We start from the raw sequence: 16971 nt of genomic DNA, 5'->3' as shown, positions 1-16971 counted from the left end.
GTGATCCGCTCAGATGTGAAAATATCGGCAGCAATGAATTTTCGTTCGATAGGATCAATCTCTACGCCCGGTTCTTGGAACAAAATGCCCCCGTTATCCTGGTAAAATCGCTTGAAATCATCGATTACCCGCTGCCTTTTGTCCATATCCACGTTTGCTGCATATTTCAAGATGAAGGAGTTTGGGGCGCTTTGCATCTCTTTTAAACTGAAATCACGAACAGCTTTGTCAAAGTCGTTTGTGTTCGTTAATACCTTGAGCGGGCTAATCCCTTTAACCCCGCCACTCCCGATAATGTGTTTAAAGTGAAGGATGTCCATGTTGTAGAAATAATAAGTGCCCTTATTTCCGATCACTTGATACCAGAGTTCCGCAGTATCAGTATCAAAAACGGGCTCCACATAGTCGGGATTCAGCGGAGTAAGCCTTGCTACTTGCCCACGGATGTCCCTCTCAATGAGCGTGTATGCATTCCCTTTTTCGTTCCGTGTCGTCTCCAGGTTCCGGATGAACTCAAAAGAGGTCATATTCGGATTTGGCCCGTTTATGAGTACGTCCGCTGCCTGATTAGATGCCAGATCATAATTTCGATAGAGCTTGAGCGGAAGAGACGCCAAACTATTCGACAACCGCGTGATGACGCTGAAAATCGTTTCATTTGTCGCAAGAGTTGAATTGTCTATGCCCCAAAAGGTGCGCCCCATCCAGTTCGTAAAGTCGAAATTTTCGCCTTTCCAGCCAGAAATTGCGCCATTAATGGCCCTTCTTATCCTGGTAAACCATCGCAAAGAATCACCTCCTCTCCTGCTATCTCTTGAGCAGATCGCTCATCGATATGACTTTGATATTGCCATCGCCTTTAGGGACAACCATCTTTTTCATAACTTCTGTGTGTGCGTTCAACCATGCGGCAAACCCGTCAATTTTCCGGTACCGGCTCTGTTTCGTGGGGAGCCAGTTGCCGTTTCGGTCTTCAACGAGCTTGACGTTGTTGAGATACCACCGAAATAGCTTGTTCCGGTTGAATACCACTTTCCCATCCAGAAGAAGCTCCTTAACGTCTTTCAATGCCGGACTGAGAGTGATGGCCCCTTGCCGGACTACTTGAGTCTGGAACCCATAGCCTTTCATCTCTTCGACCAAGCGAAAGGCATTGGCCGGGTCATAGGTGATCAATTCAATAGCATAACGCTTAGATTTCTCGACGAACCAGTCGAATACATACTTGTAATCGACGTAATCGCCCGGGCAGATCGTAAGCAGCCCTTCTTCTTGCCACTCTCGGAAAGGCAGCTTCTCATTGTCCAATTCGACTTTGCGCCGGGGGATGAATGAGTGAGATAACACAGCCACACGGCCATCATCAAGCCAAAATTCCAAGCAAGCGGCGGTAAAATCTTCGGTCTGGGATAGGTCAAAGCCACCAATACAGCTCCTCCCGACCAAATCAGCCGGGTCAACCATGCCGTCATTTCGCTTGATCACCTCGTAATCAATAAAGGATTGCTCATCAGACTGAACGAACAGGTTTAGTCGCTTAGTGATGAAATCGTTTCTTTCTGCCGGAATGTGTTTCCGCGTGTTCCACTCCTCGATCATAGTTTCGAGATCGATCGACACGCCCAGATTTGGATTGGCTTTAACCCAGTTTTCCGGATTGTCGATGTCGTCATCCTCATCCAATTCGGCGATGAAATAGAACGATCGCTCATCCTGAATCACGCCTTCCAGCACATCAGCCGCTTTCTCGTAGTAGTCCATAAGCGGGCCATCCAGCTGATAGCCGGCGGTCGTGATATACAAAATGAGCGGTTGTGCCCGGGCACCGGTACTGTTTTTGATGACGTTGATCAGTTTGTAGTCCTTGTATTCGTGAATCTCGTCGAAGATCCCAAGATGACAGTTCAAACCGTCCAGCTTTTCGCTGTCGGAGGCTTGCGGTTCAATTTTGCTGAACGTCTTGTCAAAGTGGATCGCATCCCGCAATACCCGGAAGTGCTTGGATAGGAGTGGCGAAGATTTGACCATCTTCTGGCACTCATCGAATACCACGCGGGCCTGTTTCATCGAGTTGGCAAGTAGATAAACATCAGCCCCTTTTTCGCCGTCTTTGGAGCATCCATAGTTGGCCAGACCGGAAATCATCGTCGATTTACCATTTTTCCGGGCAACAAAAATAAGCCCCTCTTTGAATCGACGGAGCCCGGTGTCTTTGTGAACCCATCCGTATAGGGAACCTATGATGAAATGTTGCCAGGGCTGGAGTATCAGCCGCTTGTAATTTCCTTTCGACGGTTTGCAAAATCGCTGGATGAACTCGATTGGCCGTAATGCCTTTTCCGGGTCGAACAGGAACGGGAAATGATCTGTTCCCTGGCGTTCGAGATCGTGTAAATGGCGTTCGCAAGCCAGACGCACCTTCTTTGAAACGACTATGCGGCCAGCAACTGCGTCCTCGGCGTATGCAGTGGTGAATAACTCAGAAGTTTTCAAAGTCATCACCCGCATTTTCCGTCAACTGCTCTTGCAGTCGTTTCCGGCTAGCAGGCGTCAAAGCTAACTCGGCCAACAGCTTGCGGATCTGCTCGATGATTTTTGGGATTTCGATGGCCAACGGATTTTTGACAAGGTTTGTCTGACCGCCCTTGTTTGTGTACTCCATTACGCTTCCCAGTTCTTTGATCTTCTCTGTGTACTCCGCATAAAGCTGGAAAAGATAAGCAACTGTTTCAACAATAATAGGGTCGGTTGATTCGGCCCGACCCTCTGCTTCTAACGTTTCCCATATTCTTACCCATGTTTTTTTCCCAATCGTGTTTAAGCGTTTTGGTTTCGATCTGCTACTCATGCGATCACCCCCTTTTTTGTTTTTTCCGGGTTCATGGAAAACGTTCCGCGCGCAAAAAGATTGGGCCGCGCCGGTCTACGGGCTCCCAAACCCCAGAATTTTGGGTAGGGGGCTATGTCGCCTCAGCGTTGGCCACCGATCGGATCACGCGCGCTTTCCGTTTCCTCTGTTGCTTTGGCTTGCCTTGTCCTTTCTCCGGATGCAACTGATTGTGACATGTCGTGCAAATGCTGATGAGGTTTGATTCATCCAGAGCCCTATCCGGATTTCCTTCCAGATGCTCTATGTGGTGAACCGTATTTGCCGGCGTTAACTTTCCCTTGCGGATGCATACCTGGCACAGATGATTATCTCTGGCCAACACTGCGGCCCTGCATCGCTGCCATGCTCTGCTTTGGTAGAACGGTTTTGTTTTTTTCATCTCACCACCTCACAAGGCAAAATAAAAAGCACCACGAAGGGTGCTTAAATATCATAATCATCAAGATTAAACTTTTTACATTCAACAGGCGAGCCGTTTGAATTCATTTTATCTATTACATTTGTGTATCTTCCATCAGCATATAGATATTTCAAGATTCGTATTGCTTTGTCCCGACTAATACCATGTTTTTTAAGATCATTTTCAATCTGGTAATAACCGATAAATTGTTCGAGCAAGTTTTCGTCTTGGTAATACTTATAAAGGATATCTTCAAGGTTTTTTTGGTCGTCCGCAGAAATAAAACCAATTTTCTCGATTTCTTCGTCAATAACACTTTCCATACCATTGAGTAATCCATAAATCGTTTGATCACCGACATGGCAAACATTATTCGGCATATATTTTTGAACTCTATATATTTCACCTAACAACTTGCCAAATAAAATTTTTGTTTCACGATCCATTAGTATCCCTCCCGGATATATATTCGGAAGGAAATTCATTTTTCTGTCCAGTGGGATCGATACATTCAGTACACCTCCATGAAGAACTGTAAAGCCCCATGCTCGAATCGATTCACCGTATATTCCATTACATCTGAGCTGTCCAAATGGTCGAGGATTTGATATAGAGTCGCCCGGATCTCGTTGACGTCGCTTTCCGGGATGCCATACAAGGAAAAGTCATTCAGCTTGGTCAGCAGCTTGCACACGTTATTTTGAATGTTGGTTCTTATCTTTTCACTCATTAACTCCCGTTCCTTTCGTGAATTCATAACAATAATGCCAACTACTTTTCCCGTTTCCTCATCTTTTCTTATAAAAACTCCTGGCAATATTTCTTCTTCATACCCTTTAACAGGAGCCCCCAAGAAAATATATAAAATGTCGTGCTCTATATCATAGGCGAATACGTCATTTTGCTCCGATGTGCTGATGTTTTCGCTCATGGCGCATCAACCCTCTATATCTTTATAAGAGAAATTTCGCTTCCCTCTTTGATTTTTGCAATTAACTGGTCAACTGCTGAAGTGTCAAGATTCAGTTTTACATTGATTTCGTTATTAGCCTTTTTTAACACAGTTATATTCGTAGACCTATCAAGAAATATAAGCTTATTATTTATGCCGGCAGCTTTCAGTCTATCGGAAACATGTTCCATAACTTTATTTGTCCAATAATCTTCACTTTGAAAAACGAGAATATCATCATTGTTTAATGTTACTGTTTTTATTTCCATTTAATTTACCTCCATGACAAACCGAGCAAGCAGGAGAGGGCAACGGGTATAATCCCTCAGGTTATCCCGCTCCTGTCCTGCTTGCTACGTTAAAAGCCAGGACGAATGGACGATGGAGGGACGTTCACTCCCCCTTTTTAAATTTCCTGGCTTAGATCAGGGAAGGGGGGAGATGGAAAATTTGCAGCCAGAAAGGGGATTGCCTCCCACCCTTCATTTGAGTTTATAAGCCCTTCCCTGATCTAAAACAAGAAAAGAGCCAGGGGGCGCAACTATATATTGAGACACGGACTTTCACCTCCGTGTCTATTAGATCCCTGGCTTCACTAAATTTAAAGGCCCTCGTATCGAGGGCCGATCCAAAGGAGAAATGAGAAATGAATTTACAAACCACCTATTATATCAAATTTTATTAAAAAGATTCTCGCTTGTCAAGTAACTCAATAAATTTATTCACTTCTTCTTTGACTCGATAATATTTTCGTTTGCTCCATCTGTGTTTCTTTGTGAACCATTCAACGCCCTTAAACTTCCATGGTTCGTAATATGTATATTTCATAAGCAATCGATGCTCATCCTTCAATTTATTAGCCAAGATAAAATCTATCTTCTCTTGTTCTATTCTTCTTTCTGCTCGAATTACTCCATATTTTTCTGTGGTCGATTGCCATATGGTATAGGGTTTTCCGCCCGAAAAAAAATCATAGGAGGGAACACAAGACGGGAATAAATCGTAAACTGATTTACTAGCCATTGTACCATCTCCTAGGTAGACTTATAATATTTATATCGTGCCCCGCGTTGTGCTCCTCTCCTATTTAATTCCTATTTAATCCCATCCACCAAGGATGGGTTTTTTAATTTTCATCTCCAGCTCTCTTGGTTTCTTCATTTCACAAACCAATATTATTGGATTTACTGAGTAAAAAAAATTTCATTTCCTTCTGCTCCCCTTAAACCATACAACATAATCCTTAAGCCGAGAAAAAGCATAGTTGAAACTTGCATTTTCCGCCATTGTTTTTTCTTTTTGTGGTGTAGGTATGAGTGTGCCTTCACCCCCATCCTTATTTTTCTCACGCTTCCAGCTTGCCCTCCACGCGGTCCATGTCCCGTTTTCTTCTTTCCAGAGATAACAGCTATGGTATTTCGTCAACTGGATCTCGTAGGCTTCCCCGGGGATCAGAGGTATCATTCCAATTTGTTTCATTTGTTCATTCATCCTTTTATTGTCCGCAAATATGCTGATCATTGTTTATCCTCCCTCTCCATCCGCCGTCCACAAGCACAAAAGGCGACGATGAACGGTACACCTTCGCCCACGGTTTTCCCGCATTTTGGGCAACGGTAGACGGTTCCTTTCCGCTTTCTCACGGATGCTTTCTTTGGCTTCTCCTCCGGTGTCTCTGGTATCGAGAACAAATCAATCTGCATATATTCTGGCAAGCTCATGATTTTCTACCTCCATGTGTTTAGCTATTTCGTAAATGACATTGACTGTCACTGAATTGCCGGCCTGTTTATAAAGTTGCGAGTCGGAAACACCTGCAGCTCTCGCCCTGTCGAATGCCCAATCTGGGAAACCTTGAAGCCTCCAACATTCACGAGGGGTAAGTTTACGGACTCTGTATCCGTTTTTGTCTCCTCTCAATAGTTTTTAAGTTTAGTTTGGGATACAAACCAGTTTCTTTTATTGACTGGATTTGCCTACCTCGCCTGGTTGGGGCCGATACCTTTCCAATAATGTTGAAAAATATTCCTTTTCTCCGATTCGGTCAGACTACCAAGCCATTTTGTAAATTCAGTTAACACATCTTTCCCACGCCATAAGTAATTACATTCATATTGGAAGAACACACCAAGCGCCCAGTGCAATTCACAATGTTGTTCTCGATACTCTACCTTTTCGCAATACATGCATTTATTCATTCCCGACGCCTCCTATCAAAAATCCCCCGGTTTTTCCTCGCGGATCGCCTTATCGATACATTCGCTGCAAACCTCTACCCAATTTGTGGTCGGCTTTTCACATTCAACACAGCGGTATTTCTCCCCCTCAGACAAAACCTTCCGTAAGTTTTTGGCGGCGGTTCTATATGCCGCAGAAATTCCCATATTGAAATCTCGGTTTCCGGATTCAATACCTGCTATAACCTCAGCCGAGCTTTCTAGTAAATCAATGTGCCGTTGAATTTCTGTCCGTAGCCACTCCAACTCCGCCTCTGCTGCCATCGCCCGGCGGATTGCTTCCGGCCAGCCTCGCGGGCTTCTACAATGAAATGAGCATCAGTAGCGCTCACGTCCTCCGCAAGTACGGGTCCGTCTTCATTCTCTAAGCGGATTTCATGCCCGAAGATAATCGAATTGCCATATCTGGCATAATCGAACCATTTCCCTGGCGTTGCCTTTGCGATGATCTCTAAGTCGCGCTTTAAATCCCTCATGCTGGTCATTCCTCTTCCCTCCTATGGCCTGTCATCATCAGTGACGGGAGGCCATCCCCGTCAGACTAGGGGCAATAGTCCCCCAGTTTCGACTTATAAAACATGTTTGAATTTCTTCCAGCTTACAATGTCGTGAACGGCGGTTTCATTGAGTTGAAATTGACGGCTGATTTTCTTTTTGCTCCATCCGTTTATATATAAATCGCGAATTTTTCTTATAGTCTCGTCACCGATTTCCTTGTTAAGCGGGAGCCGATCAGCTTCGCGTCGATACTCTCTTTGAAACCGCCTGACGGTGTTAACATGAACGCCGCAAAGGTCCGCGATTTCTCTTTGTGTCTTTTTCCCTTCCTTAACATAAGCCTTGATTTCACTGATCACTTCTTCCGATAGCTTACGGTAGGATTTTGGCACGATCACTTGTGCACCAAATAACCGGTTAAAATCAACAATCTTCTCATATTCTAAATCGATCCATTCATCATCTAGGAAAACGCGGATTCCCTCTGCCTCTTGAAGCTCCGGGAATTTGGATTTGATAATGGCCACAAACTCCGGTAAATCCTTGGCTTTAGCCGTATACCCTTTATCCTTCATTTTCATGGAAACCAATCGCCACCAGCGGCGTTTAGGTTCGGCCTTTTGAAGGGACCATTTATAGCCACATTGGCAGCACTTTAACCGGCGGTTTCCATCTGCATCTGTCTTTACCAAAGCCCGGAGGTTTGACAGCCGATCTTCCCCGCACAAGGGGCAGCGGAAAGGTTCAATTTCGTGATAGACTCTTTTCATTGGTTTTCCTCCTCCAAGATTTTTCCGATCCGGATGCAGTGAGACATGATTTCATCCAATAGATCCTCGGCTTGGCGTTTATCGCCACTTTTCAAATGAGTTTGCAAATAAACCGCATGACGGGTAAGCTGATAGCAATTCCATTTAAGCGCGTCCATTCTCGTTTCATTCATCAGGGGTCCACCCTTCCAGGAATTTATCTAATGGAATCACGACAAGCCATTCTTTCCGGTCTGCTTTCACCGCTAAGGCTTCTATTGCCGGTTCTTCTAACCATCCATAGAGCGTCTTAAACCCATCTTTACGGGCTTTGACTTCCCATCGGAGCCCTAACCCCTCCACATCACCCGTCAACTCATCCCCCAGGCTTTTCAAAGCACCAGAGAGGGCCACTCGGCGGCCTCCGATCAATTTGGCGAATTCAGATTCGCGTCTATAGCCTTTTTGCTTTTGGCTACGTCCCATAAAATTACCTCGCAATCGTATCCTCTATGTCGAATTTCAAAGCCTTTCACCGGTGGGATCGTGCGGTTCAGGAGGGCCTTTTTGATCTCTGACTTTAGGCGGTCCATTTCATAATGTTCGGCCACCGCCTTTTCCCAATAACTGCTCATACCATTTCATCCTCATAGATCAGGCCGAATCGGTCCGTTTGAAAAACTTTCCGTCCCTCGTATTCAAAGACTTCCGTCACCTTGAATTTTTTACCGCCGGCAGTGGTCAGCTCATCTCCCGAACGGATTTCCTTCACCGGTTTGTTAACTGCTATTTTGAAGTCGATTTCACGTGTTTTCATTTCTCATTTCCTCCTCGCATTTGTTACCCTCATTATATCCAATTTAATTGGAAAAGTGAAGACAGAAAATCAATTTTATTGGTTTTTGGGACAATAAAATGTGATTGGGACAAAAAGAAAAAAGTTTTGTCCCATGCCTTCAGCCCTTGATGCATCTGGCTTTGAGCCACTTCAACATCCTTTTTGGGACAGAAGGGACACCTTTTTTCTATAAACCCTCTACACATTTTTACATTTCCGTTCCTTCACTTTTATTTATTTTTTTGTCCTTTTTGTCCCAAAGAGAAGAAAAAAGTATAAAAAAGCCAGTAAAATCAAGGGTTTACCTCTTGGGACAAAAATAAAAAATGGACAATTTATTTCGTCTCTCGAAATATTGTAAAATCAGCCTTGAGCCTAGATGTATCAAGGGATTTGGCTGTTGAAGTGGTTGGGACAAAAGAGGGACAAAAGGGACAAAAAGAAAAATCCTACGGGGAATTACCCATAGGATTTATATCCAGCCATAGTATAGGAGGACCAAGCGCTCCAATTCGTCATATTCCTTCCGCAAACCTTCTTCCCCGGCCTCGATCCGCCGGGCCAAAACGTAGAGTTTCCTGAGAATATTCATATAGTCTTCGTCATTTTTTATCAGCGGACGTGTTAGGGCGGTGACAATGGCCATTTTCTTTTCCCGGATCAGCTCGACTAACCTTTCGCTCCCCGATGGTAACCGGTATTTTAACCGGTTTCCTTCCACCCTCAGCTCCCCGCCAATCTCCTTTACTTTTTCAATCAAATCCAATGTCATCATAGTTAAACCTCTCCCTCTACCATTTTATTGGATTTTGTGCCCATAAAAGGAACCACATTGGTTGCAATTGGGAAATTATCAATAATCCCAATGCCGACCCAAAACCGATTTGACCCGCTTTTCCCTTGTCTATATCCTCGTTCCTCAAGTCGCTTTTTGAACATCCGCTTATTCATAAAAGGCTCTCCGCTTTCCTCACACCATTTCAAATAGGTTTCATGCAGTTCAGTAACGCCGGCCTTCTCGGTCGCGCCCAAGACACAACATTCTTCCAAGAAACTACCCAGGGAGTCCATTGTTGCACGGTATTCCTGGGTAGCGGCCACCATCGACTCCGACGGTGAAAGCCGCTCTTTGCTCCACTTTTTATATCCCTCAATCATCCAGTTGAGAATCCCAGGAGCTTCTGCAATGAGCTTTTCTTCCAGATATGGATCGCACCGATCCCCTTCAAATTTCTCCTCGAATGGGATTAAAATTAACCGCCGCCAAATCCCATCATCAGTGCCTCGAATGAGCGGCTTATGGTTGGTGGCCAAAATGAATTTAGCCACCGGGCGAAAAGAGAAAGGTTTCCCGTACAGATCCCTTACCCGGATAATGTCATTACCGGTAGCGCTTTTTACAAATTCTTCATTCAAGCTGTTTCCGTCGGTCGTTTCTGAAATAATGATTAACCGTTTGCCTCGGGTCTGCACCAGCTCCGGATTAGGCGCACCCGAATTTTGATTTTTCCTTTCCATGATTAAATCGCTACTGGCCTGCATTCCATAGTCTCCAAAAACATGCAATAGCACATTATTAAACACGCTTTTCCCGTTCGCTCCATTCCCATAGGCGATCGGGAATTTGGCTTCGGAGGTATCGCCACTTAAGCAGTAGCCGGCATATTTTTGGAGGAAATCCATTTTATCCGGATCATTCTTCATAATCTCAGCGATAAATTTTTCCCAGCGAGGCGCTTTGGCTTTCGGGTCGAAAGAAATGTTAGCAATTTGCGTGATCATGTCATTCCGATTATGAGGATAGAGCTTGCCTTCTTTCAGATTGAATGTTCCATTTTTAAGGTTGATAAGATGCAAGTTTTGGTCTAAGTCATTTACTGAAATCGGAATGCCTTGTATCGTTCGGGCCAATCCGATCATAGATTCAAGCTTATGTCTGGATTCACTTGCCCGGGCAAAATTGATCCGCTTAATAGCTTGTTTTACTTCTTCATTTTGTTTGAGATCGGTAACGCCTTGGGCCATCAAATCAGAAACAACCCGGTTATATGCTTCTAATGTTTCCTGCCCAAAAGCCCGAACCGTATCCAAAGCACGGCGGTAAATTTCAAAATGGGTATCTTCTGCCCATTTACTGCCGTCCCAAATGAGCCAAACGTCTTTTTCGATACAATAGCGAATATCAGCCCCATGCCGGGCGACAAGCCGCTCCGCGTTCCCACTATCGCTATCCTGATAATCAAGTAAGCTTTCCTTTTTCCCCGGCTCATACTTGGCAGCCTGCTCCGCTTTTTTCAGCACTTCCCGATCCGATAGCGGAGGTTTCACCCGTTTTTGGTTAACAGCAGTTAATGTTGCATAAATGTCCTCAAAAGAAGCTCCACGTGCTCTCATCCAGCAGCCTAATCGAAACAAACTATCATCGCGGGTCCCTTCCGGGATCTCCGTACCATCCACCAATTTAGTCCATACCCGGCCATTTGTTTGGCTTCGAGCCTCTTCCGATTTTTTTGTGACGCCCTCTTGGATCTTCTTGAGTAACCACCCCGGCAAATCGGCCATTTGGGTATCATTGGGCGAATTTTCCCAGCGGTAGAAGTTGCCGCTTTTATGGTTGCTGGGAGCCGCCACAACATATCCACCGTCGCCGCGAATATCGATACCAGGGGCGATCTTATTTTGGGAGGACTGCATGAAGATCCCTGGATGATTAAAGAAATAATGACTCCCATTACTGCCGGTAATGGCTTTTACTGTTTCCGGCAATCCTCCGTATTGGCCAATCATTTCTTTTAAAGACTCAAACCCGCCGCCCTTTATATCCACATCCAAAACTACAAGCCCGCTTTCATGACCGGTAGCGATCCCGATATTTGCATTAGGCCATTTCTTCCACCATTTACGGATAAGGTCGATGTCGTCCGTGGCATCATTTCGGCCTTTTCTTAATGTTTCGCTGTCCCAATACGGATGTTTTCCCGGGTGTTCGCATTCCGCACCTTTCCAGCAAGAGCAAATCCCATCCTTCATTTCATGAACGGGAAAGACTTGCCATCCCAGCGACGCATAATACAGCGCATACTCTAATTTATTCTGCATCTGCTTACCCCCCTTAAATAAAAACGAGGAGCCATTCAGGCTCCCGAGCTAGAATGGCAAATCATCTTCCTTGACATCGATGGTTTGCTCCACTTGATTCGATTCATTCAATTCCTTTTCAATATAAACGTTGCGATAGTCGCCGTTTTGTTTGACTGTAATGAGGAGTTTTTTCCCAAACATATCGCCCATTTTATCGGCCAAATCGGAGAGCTTGGTAATTTTCAATCCTGCTTTGAGGAGATCCACTTTTAAATAACCCAGTTTTTCTGGCGTATCGAATCCATTGTATTTGTTGATAGTGCGTCCTTTATACTCTCCATCGATGATTTTGAGGCTCCATTGAAGTTGAGGCTTACCCTGCCGGCTCCGGGCCATCAGGAATGCTTCGACTTGTACTTTATACTCACCATCTGGTAACGGACCGCGCTTTACCTCAGTCACTTCTGCTTTTATGAACTGTTCATCAAACTGAGCAAAATATTCTTTGAGTCCCATTTTTGCACCTCAATTTTATTGGTTTATCGATATTATAATCCAATTTAATTGGATTTGCAAATATTATGAATGCCCCTTTTTGCGGTAATGTCTGGTTATGGTTTTGCAAATATTGATGAGCCGTTCTAAGTACATCTCATCTTGTTTTCGCTCCAAACGCTTAATCATTTTTTTAGCCCGCCACCATTGCCTGATCCAACCTTTTGGGCGAATTTTACGAAGATATAAAGCCAGCTCTTGATAATATCCGATGTTTTTTTCGATTTTGCTTTCTGGGGATGGCGGTGCAAATTTCCCCTTAGGCATTGTTTTCATCCTTTCGATATTCGCGATCCACTTTTAATAACTCAATTATGAAAGCTCTCAATTCTTCGAGCCTTCTTTTTCTTTCTTCTTCGCAAATATCAGGATAATGTACGATGACCATCGGATGGTTCCTCCTCGAAGAATAGAAATTCAATCGGAAAACCAAGAACCTTGGAGACTTCCCTTGCCACTTCTAACCTTGGCAAGGATCGTTCAACTTCCCAGTTTGAAACCGATGTCTCGCGAATACCAATCATGTCTGCTAACTCTCGTTGCGTCAACCCCTTGGCTTTCCTCGCTTTAATCAAATTATGCCGCATTAAATGTCACCTCGTTCGCTTGCATCGTAATCATATTATATCCAATTTTATTGGTTTTCTCAAGAAAAAAACGCCCTAAACAACTATTAAATTGGATTATGTTTTTTTTGCTCTTTACTCCAAATATTTTGTAGCATATAGTAGTAATGATGGAGTATAGGAAAGGAGTAACAAAGAATGTTTAGCGCGAGACTAAGAGCGGCACGAAAATCTTTAGGACTTAATCAAAAAGATCTGGCAAAAAAAATTGGAGTAAAACCAACTACTTATTCAAATTGGGAAACAGATGTGGCGCTCCCCCGAGCAGAAGAATTAAAAAAGTTATCCAATGTTTTGGGAGTAAGTATTGATTATTTATTAGGGGTAACCGATGATCCAAGAGGAAAAATTGATGTAAGTGATATCGCGTTAATCCTCGAAAAGGAAGAAAATCTATTTTGGAAAAATAAAAAACTCTCACCGGATTTAGTTGAAGAAGTTAAAGATTTTATAGAATTTGTTTTAAAGAGGAAGGATCAAGAATGAATGTTGCTATCTATTTGAGAAAATCGCGGCATGACCGAGATGCCGGTGAAGAAGAAACACTATCAAATCACAAAAAGGTTCTATTAGAGTTAGCGAAAGAGAGAAAATATTTGGTAAAAAAGATATTTCAAGAAGTAGTTTCAGGGGAATCAATTGCCCTTCGGCCCCAGATGCAAGCTCTTCTTGATGAAGTGAAATCTTATCAATATGACGCTGTTCTTTGCATGGATATCGACCGTTTGGGGCGCGGAAACATGCAAGATCAGGGACTTATTTTAGATATTTTTAAAACCACCAAAACAAAGATTATTACACCAAGAAAAATTTATGATTTAGATGATGAGATTGACGAGGAATTCAGTGAGTTTGAGGCCTTTATGGCCCGAAAAGAATTTAAGATTATTAAGCGCCGACTCCAAGCTGGACGGATCAGATCAATAAAAGATGGGAATTTCATTTCTAACCGGCCGCCTTATGGATACCGAAAAGTTTCTGATGGGAAATCAACTTTCTTAGAAATAGATGAAGATCAAGCAAAAATCGTCCAACTTATTTTTAATATGTACACGAAAGAGAGAATTGGAGGCACCAAAATCGCCTCCCGATTGAACGAAATGGGGATTCCATCATATACCGGGGGGAAATGGATTAGTTCGGTTATATTGCATATGCTTACAAACCCGATTTATATCGGTAAAATAAGATGGGGATTTATTAATAGACGCCCTAGCCTAGCTCCAGATAAAAAAATGGAATGTCGCAGGAGGAAAGAAGATGAAATAATACTGGCGGATGGAAAACACCCGCCTATCATTGACATTGATACATGGAATCAAGCTCAAGAGATCCGAACTAAAAAGGTTATCCCAAAATTGAAGAAAAACTTCTCACTTACTAACCCCTTTGCTGGCTTGCTTACCTGTGGGAAATGCGGCCGCCATATGTCAATTACTCGCAAATCGCGGAAAAAAACAAAAAACCCAGAAACAAGGATTAAGTACGCTGTCTGCAACAGCCGGGCGTCTGGAGTTTTCTGTGGCAATAAGTTGACTAGGCTCGATTATATAGAAGAAAAGGTCTTAGAGGAAATTAAAAAAAGGTTAGCTGACTTTGAGTTGCAAATAAATGCAGACGACTACATAACCGAAAATCACAAACTACAGTTACTCGAAATAAAAATGAAAAATACAGAAAAAGAGATTCAAGATTTAATGGCTCAATTAGATCGAATCTACAACAATTTTGAACGCGGACTTTATTCTGATGAACTTTTCCTTGAGCGACAGGAAAAAGTAAAAAAAGAATTAGACAAAGCAAGAGAGCGGCTTAAGCTAACCAAAGAGGAATACATTAAAGAGGAAGGACACCAGCGGCCAATGGAATCGATCCCGATCCTCCGCCATGTGCTGGACGTATACCATCACCTTTCGATCAGGGGCAAAAACCTTTTGATGAAACAAATTATTGAAAAAATCATTTATACCAAAGAGAAACACCAAAAAAATGATGATTTTACCCTTGACATCATGTTCAAAATTTGATGGTTATCATGACGGCGATTACAGAATATCACCTTCATGATAACCATCATTAAAGAAGTGGTCTCTACCACTTCTTTACCTGTTTTTCGACTTTTCCAATCCTTTTCTTCAGTCCTTGATTGATTGTTTTTTCAAGAAACTCGTATTCTTTTTCAGTCATTTTTCCGTTTATCACTAGCAATTGGAAATATGTAGATAGGTCGTAAGAGGTTTTGGTATCACATCGCGAGGTTGAAAAATTCATTAGTAGATTTCACCCTGCTTTCTGGATGTGTGTAAACTTATTCTAATTAGAATAAATGCATTTTTCAAACCCGATCGAATTGGAATGATATATAAAATATGAAATATTTCAGAGAATCATTAAAAAATGAAACAAAATCCTGTTGTTATTCCGAATATAAATATTGAGAGGGTCGAAAATCTTGAAATATCCCATTTTAAAAATGGTATATTCCCATTTTCGACATTTTTACCAATTTCACGGCTATTTTTACATGTCTTGTTATAATGAAGAAAGAAGGGGTAACTTGTGGAATATCACAATTTAAAAGAAGTTGGGCATTTCCTTCAGAAGCAGAGAAAAGAAAAAGGTTATTCACTTCAAAAGATGGCTGAAATAACCGGAATTCCAAGTTCCACCCTTTGGAGAATAGAACAAGGAACGGTGCGTGATAAAGAAAAAATTCAAAAGGTCGCTACATCATTAGGATTGTTTGTTGATGATCTTATGAAAAAGATCAAAAAAGAAGATATTACGGAAACGAAAAGAAACTTAGAAGCAATAGAAAATAGTATTAATATCGGCCATAAATTGAAAGATGATTTGGAATTACTAAAGGAATTTGAATTGGAGTCAAAACACCCCCTCTACCCTTTCTGGTTATTTCTCAAAGCTAAAACATTCTTCTATATGAAGAAGTATCAAAAGGCAGAGCGTATAGCAAAATCCGTCATTTGTTTGGAACCAAACAAATTAAATATGGTTCCTCTATCCTATAACATCTTGGCTAATGTCGCCTATGTAAGGAATGAATTAACTTCCGCCCTGGAACTGATTGAACAGGCCATCGATTTGTTTGATCGGGAGGGTGAAAGGCAAGAACAATACTACGTTTTTTTAATGAACAAAGTTTCTTACCTTGAAAAATTGGACAGGTTGGAAGAAGGCGAAACGATCATTGAAGAAGTAATTACAAACAGTCACAAGCTAATCAAAGCGAAAAACCGGGCCAATAGCTACGAGCTTTATGCCAAGGTGATGTTTAAGAAGTCTCCGCGGAAAGCGTTGGAAATAGCAACTCATGGTCTTTTCATAGCTTCGGAAAATTTTTTGCCTGAACGCGTCATTGAATTGCGTACATTGTTGGGAGACATCTATAAGAAGCTCGGAAAGCTTGATGATGCCAAAATAGAATATGAAGAGGCGCTCTCCCTATTTGATCATGTTCAAACCAAATCGCTATTCGTATCTGCATATACTTCATTAGGCTATCTGCAACTAAAAAGCGGCGAATTGGAACAGGCGAAGTATTCATTTTCTCAAGCAGTCAAGATCGGAAAGGAAAAAGAGGACTCACGCTATCTTGATGCTCTGATAGGTTTAGCCCAGTGGTATATCACTGTTGGTAGATCCAATGAAGCTATCCCTTCACTTAAAAAAGCGCTTGAAATAGCCCAACATCAAGGAAACAAACACAAACAATTGAAAATCATCCTCAAGCTTACCCAATGTTACCAGTCTGATCGCGGACAGTTCTTCAACTATTTAGAATCGCTTCAAAGAAATCTCTTGGAATTGGAGGACGAAAATGATTTTTAAAAAGTGGTTGATCATTTGGCTTGTTATCACTTTTGCTGTCTTTTTCGCTGTGGAAGGAACCGCTATTGATCCGACTTACAATTCACCATCTGCCTATGCTTCTGAACCCGATTGCTGTTAGCCCATGAAGGGCTTATTTTTTTTCTTGACATATCCAATTTAATTGGATATTATCTTATCATAAACCAATTAATTTGGATATTTCTTTAGCTGACTCTGAAAGGAGGTGAAAACAGATGAGGATCAATGTTGCAGCCTGGCGGAAACTGGATCGGGGCCAGAAATATATCATGATC

Annotated in this window: 24 protein-coding genes and 1 other RNA gene; 3 read left to right on the top strand and 22 right to left on the bottom strand. The window is 42.6% G+C overall.

Features of this window, described 5'->3' with window-relative positions; all coding sequences use genetic code 11:
* From I8U17_RS16105 to I8U17_RS16005, 22 genes are all read right to left on the bottom strand, one after another.
* A partial coding sequence (locus I8U17_RS16105; RefSeq protein WP_198059813.1) for a phage portal protein occupies positions 1–788 on the bottom strand: 788 nt, incomplete at its 3' end.
* A gap of 19 nt (positions 789–807) precedes the next feature.
* Positions 808–2499 (bottom strand): terminase large subunit, encoded by a 1692-nt coding sequence (locus I8U17_RS16100; RefSeq protein ID WP_198059812.1) that lies wholly within the window; start codon positions 2497–2499, stop codon positions 808–810.
* Complete coding sequence (locus I8U17_RS16095) at positions 2480–2848, bottom strand: phage terminase small subunit P27 family (protein WP_033100773.1); 369 nt, start codon at positions 2846–2848, stop codon at positions 2480–2482. The genes I8U17_RS16100 and I8U17_RS16095 overlap by 20 nt, the downstream gene beginning before the upstream one ends.
* A 112-nt stretch (positions 2849–2960) precedes the next feature.
* Positions 2961–3269 (bottom strand): HNH endonuclease, encoded by a 309-nt coding sequence (locus I8U17_RS16090; RefSeq protein ID WP_198059811.1) that lies wholly within the window; start codon positions 3267–3269, stop codon positions 2961–2963.
* Positions 3270–3313: 44 nt separating this feature from the next.
* A complete protein-coding gene (locus I8U17_RS16085; protein ID WP_198059810.1) occupies positions 3314–3736 on the bottom strand; it encodes a hypothetical protein in 423 nt (140 codons plus the stop codon).
* A gap of 65 nt (positions 3737–3801) precedes the next feature.
* Positions 3802–4221 carry a DUF2283 domain-containing protein gene (locus tag I8U17_RS16080; RefSeq protein WP_198059809.1) on the bottom strand — a complete coding sequence of 140 codons (420 nt, stop codon included), beginning with the start codon at positions 4219–4221 and terminating at the stop codon, positions 3802–3804.
* Positions 4222–4235: 14 nt separating this feature from the next.
* Complete coding sequence (locus I8U17_RS16075) at positions 4236–4511, bottom strand: hypothetical protein (RefSeq protein WP_198059808.1); 276 nt, start codon at positions 4509–4511, stop codon at positions 4236–4238.
* 412 nt (positions 4512–4923) lie between these two features.
* A complete protein-coding gene (locus I8U17_RS16070; protein ID WP_198059807.1) occupies positions 4924–5265 on the bottom strand; it encodes a hypothetical protein in 342 nt (113 codons plus the stop codon).
* Between the two features lie 180 nt (positions 5266–5445).
* Positions 5446–5763, bottom strand: coding sequence for a hypothetical protein (locus I8U17_RS16065; protein WP_198059806.1), 318 nt, complete (start codon positions 5761–5763; stop codon positions 5446–5448).
* On the bottom strand, positions 5760–5963 hold the full coding sequence (locus I8U17_RS16060) for a hypothetical protein (protein ID WP_198059805.1): 204 nt from the start codon (positions 5961–5963) through the stop codon (positions 5760–5762). Before I8U17_RS16060 ends, I8U17_RS16065 begins: the two co-directional genes overlap by 4 nt.
* Positions 5935–6162, bottom strand: coding sequence for a DNA cytosine methyltransferase (locus I8U17_RS16055; protein WP_483316478.1), 228 nt, complete (start codon positions 6160–6162; stop codon positions 5935–5937). Before I8U17_RS16055 ends, I8U17_RS16060 begins: the two co-directional genes overlap by 29 nt.
* Positions 6163–6679: 517 nt before the next feature.
* A complete protein-coding gene (locus tag I8U17_RS16050; protein ID WP_198059804.1) occupies positions 6680–6964 on the bottom strand; it encodes a hypothetical protein in 285 nt (94 codons plus the stop codon).
* Positions 6965–6977: 13 nt separating this feature from the next.
* Positions 6978–7049, bottom strand: an RNA gene (locus tag I8U17_RS16045) — hammerhead ribozyme type II.
* Complete coding sequence (locus I8U17_RS16040; RefSeq protein WP_198059803.1) at positions 7049–7747, bottom strand: helix-turn-helix domain-containing protein; 699 nt, start codon at positions 7745–7747, stop codon at positions 7049–7051. Before I8U17_RS16040 ends, I8U17_RS16045 begins: the two co-directional genes overlap by 1 nt.
* The gene (locus I8U17_RS16035; RefSeq protein ID WP_198059802.1) at positions 7744–7920 is read right to left on the bottom strand and encodes a hypothetical protein; all 177 of its coding nucleotides are present in this window, start codon (positions 7918–7920) and stop codon (positions 7744–7746) included. The genes I8U17_RS16040 and I8U17_RS16035 overlap by 4 nt, the downstream gene beginning before the upstream one ends.
* Positions 7913–8212: a hypothetical protein gene (locus I8U17_RS16030; RefSeq protein WP_198059801.1), complete on the bottom strand. Its 300-nt coding sequence runs from the start codon at positions 8210–8212 to the stop codon at positions 7913–7915. Before I8U17_RS16030 ends, I8U17_RS16035 begins: the two co-directional genes overlap by 8 nt.
* 145 nt (positions 8213–8357) lie before the next feature.
* Positions 8358–8543, bottom strand: a complete 186-nt coding sequence (locus I8U17_RS16025; protein WP_198059800.1) for a hypothetical protein — start codon at positions 8541–8543, stop codon at positions 8358–8360.
* Between the two features lie 493 nt (positions 8544–9036).
* Positions 9037–9339 carry a hypothetical protein gene (locus tag I8U17_RS16020; protein WP_198059799.1) on the bottom strand — a complete coding sequence of 101 codons (303 nt, stop codon included), beginning with the start codon at positions 9337–9339 and terminating at the stop codon, positions 9037–9039.
* A 2-nt stretch (positions 9340–9341) separates the two neighbouring features.
* Positions 9342–11663 (bottom strand): phage/plasmid primase, P4 family, encoded by a 2322-nt coding sequence (locus I8U17_RS16015; RefSeq protein ID WP_198059798.1) that lies wholly within the window; start codon positions 11661–11663, stop codon positions 9342–9344.
* Positions 11664–11711: 48 nt separating this feature from the next.
* On the bottom strand, positions 11712–12161 hold the full coding sequence (locus I8U17_RS16010) for a DUF669 domain-containing protein (RefSeq protein ID WP_198059797.1): 450 nt from the start codon (positions 12159–12161) through the stop codon (positions 11712–11714).
* A gap of 298 nt (positions 12162–12459) precedes the next feature.
* Positions 12460–12588, bottom strand: coding sequence for a hypothetical protein (locus tag I8U17_RS18625; RefSeq protein ID WP_255518272.1), 129 nt, complete (start codon positions 12586–12588; stop codon positions 12460–12462).
* Positions 12566–12787, bottom strand: a complete 222-nt coding sequence (locus I8U17_RS16005; protein ID WP_255518271.1) for a helix-turn-helix transcriptional regulator — start codon at positions 12785–12787, stop codon at positions 12566–12568. Before I8U17_RS16005 ends, I8U17_RS18625 begins: the two co-directional genes overlap by 23 nt.
* A 177-nt stretch (positions 12788–12964) precedes the next feature.
* Here I8U17_RS16005 and I8U17_RS16000 point away from each other — a divergent pair, with 177 nt between their 5' ends.
* From I8U17_RS16000 to I8U17_RS18890, 3 genes are all read left to right on the top strand, one after another.
* Complete coding sequence (locus tag I8U17_RS16000; protein WP_033099976.1) at positions 12965–13312, top strand: helix-turn-helix domain-containing protein; 348 nt, start codon at positions 12965–12967, stop codon at positions 13310–13312.
* Positions 13309–14853, top strand: a complete 1545-nt coding sequence (locus tag I8U17_RS15995) for a recombinase family protein (RefSeq protein WP_198059796.1) — start codon at positions 13309–13311, stop codon at positions 14851–14853. The genes I8U17_RS16000 and I8U17_RS15995 overlap by 4 nt, the downstream gene beginning before the upstream one ends.
* A 532-nt stretch (positions 14854–15385) precedes the next feature.
* The gene (locus I8U17_RS18890) at positions 15386–16675 is read left to right on the top strand and encodes a helix-turn-helix domain-containing protein (RefSeq protein ID WP_198059795.1); all 1290 of its coding nucleotides are present in this window, start codon (positions 15386–15388) and stop codon (positions 16673–16675) included.
* Positions 16676–16971 lie beyond the last annotated feature (296 nt).

The organism is Thermoactinomyces sp. CICC 10521 (genome assembly GCF_016055135.1).
Taxonomy (GTDB): Bacteria; Bacillota; Bacilli; order Thermoactinomycetales; family Thermoactinomycetaceae; genus Thermoactinomyces_A; species Thermoactinomyces_A daqus.
Note: the sequence above shows the minus strand (reverse complement) of the source record. Positions and strands in the feature narration are given on the sequence as shown.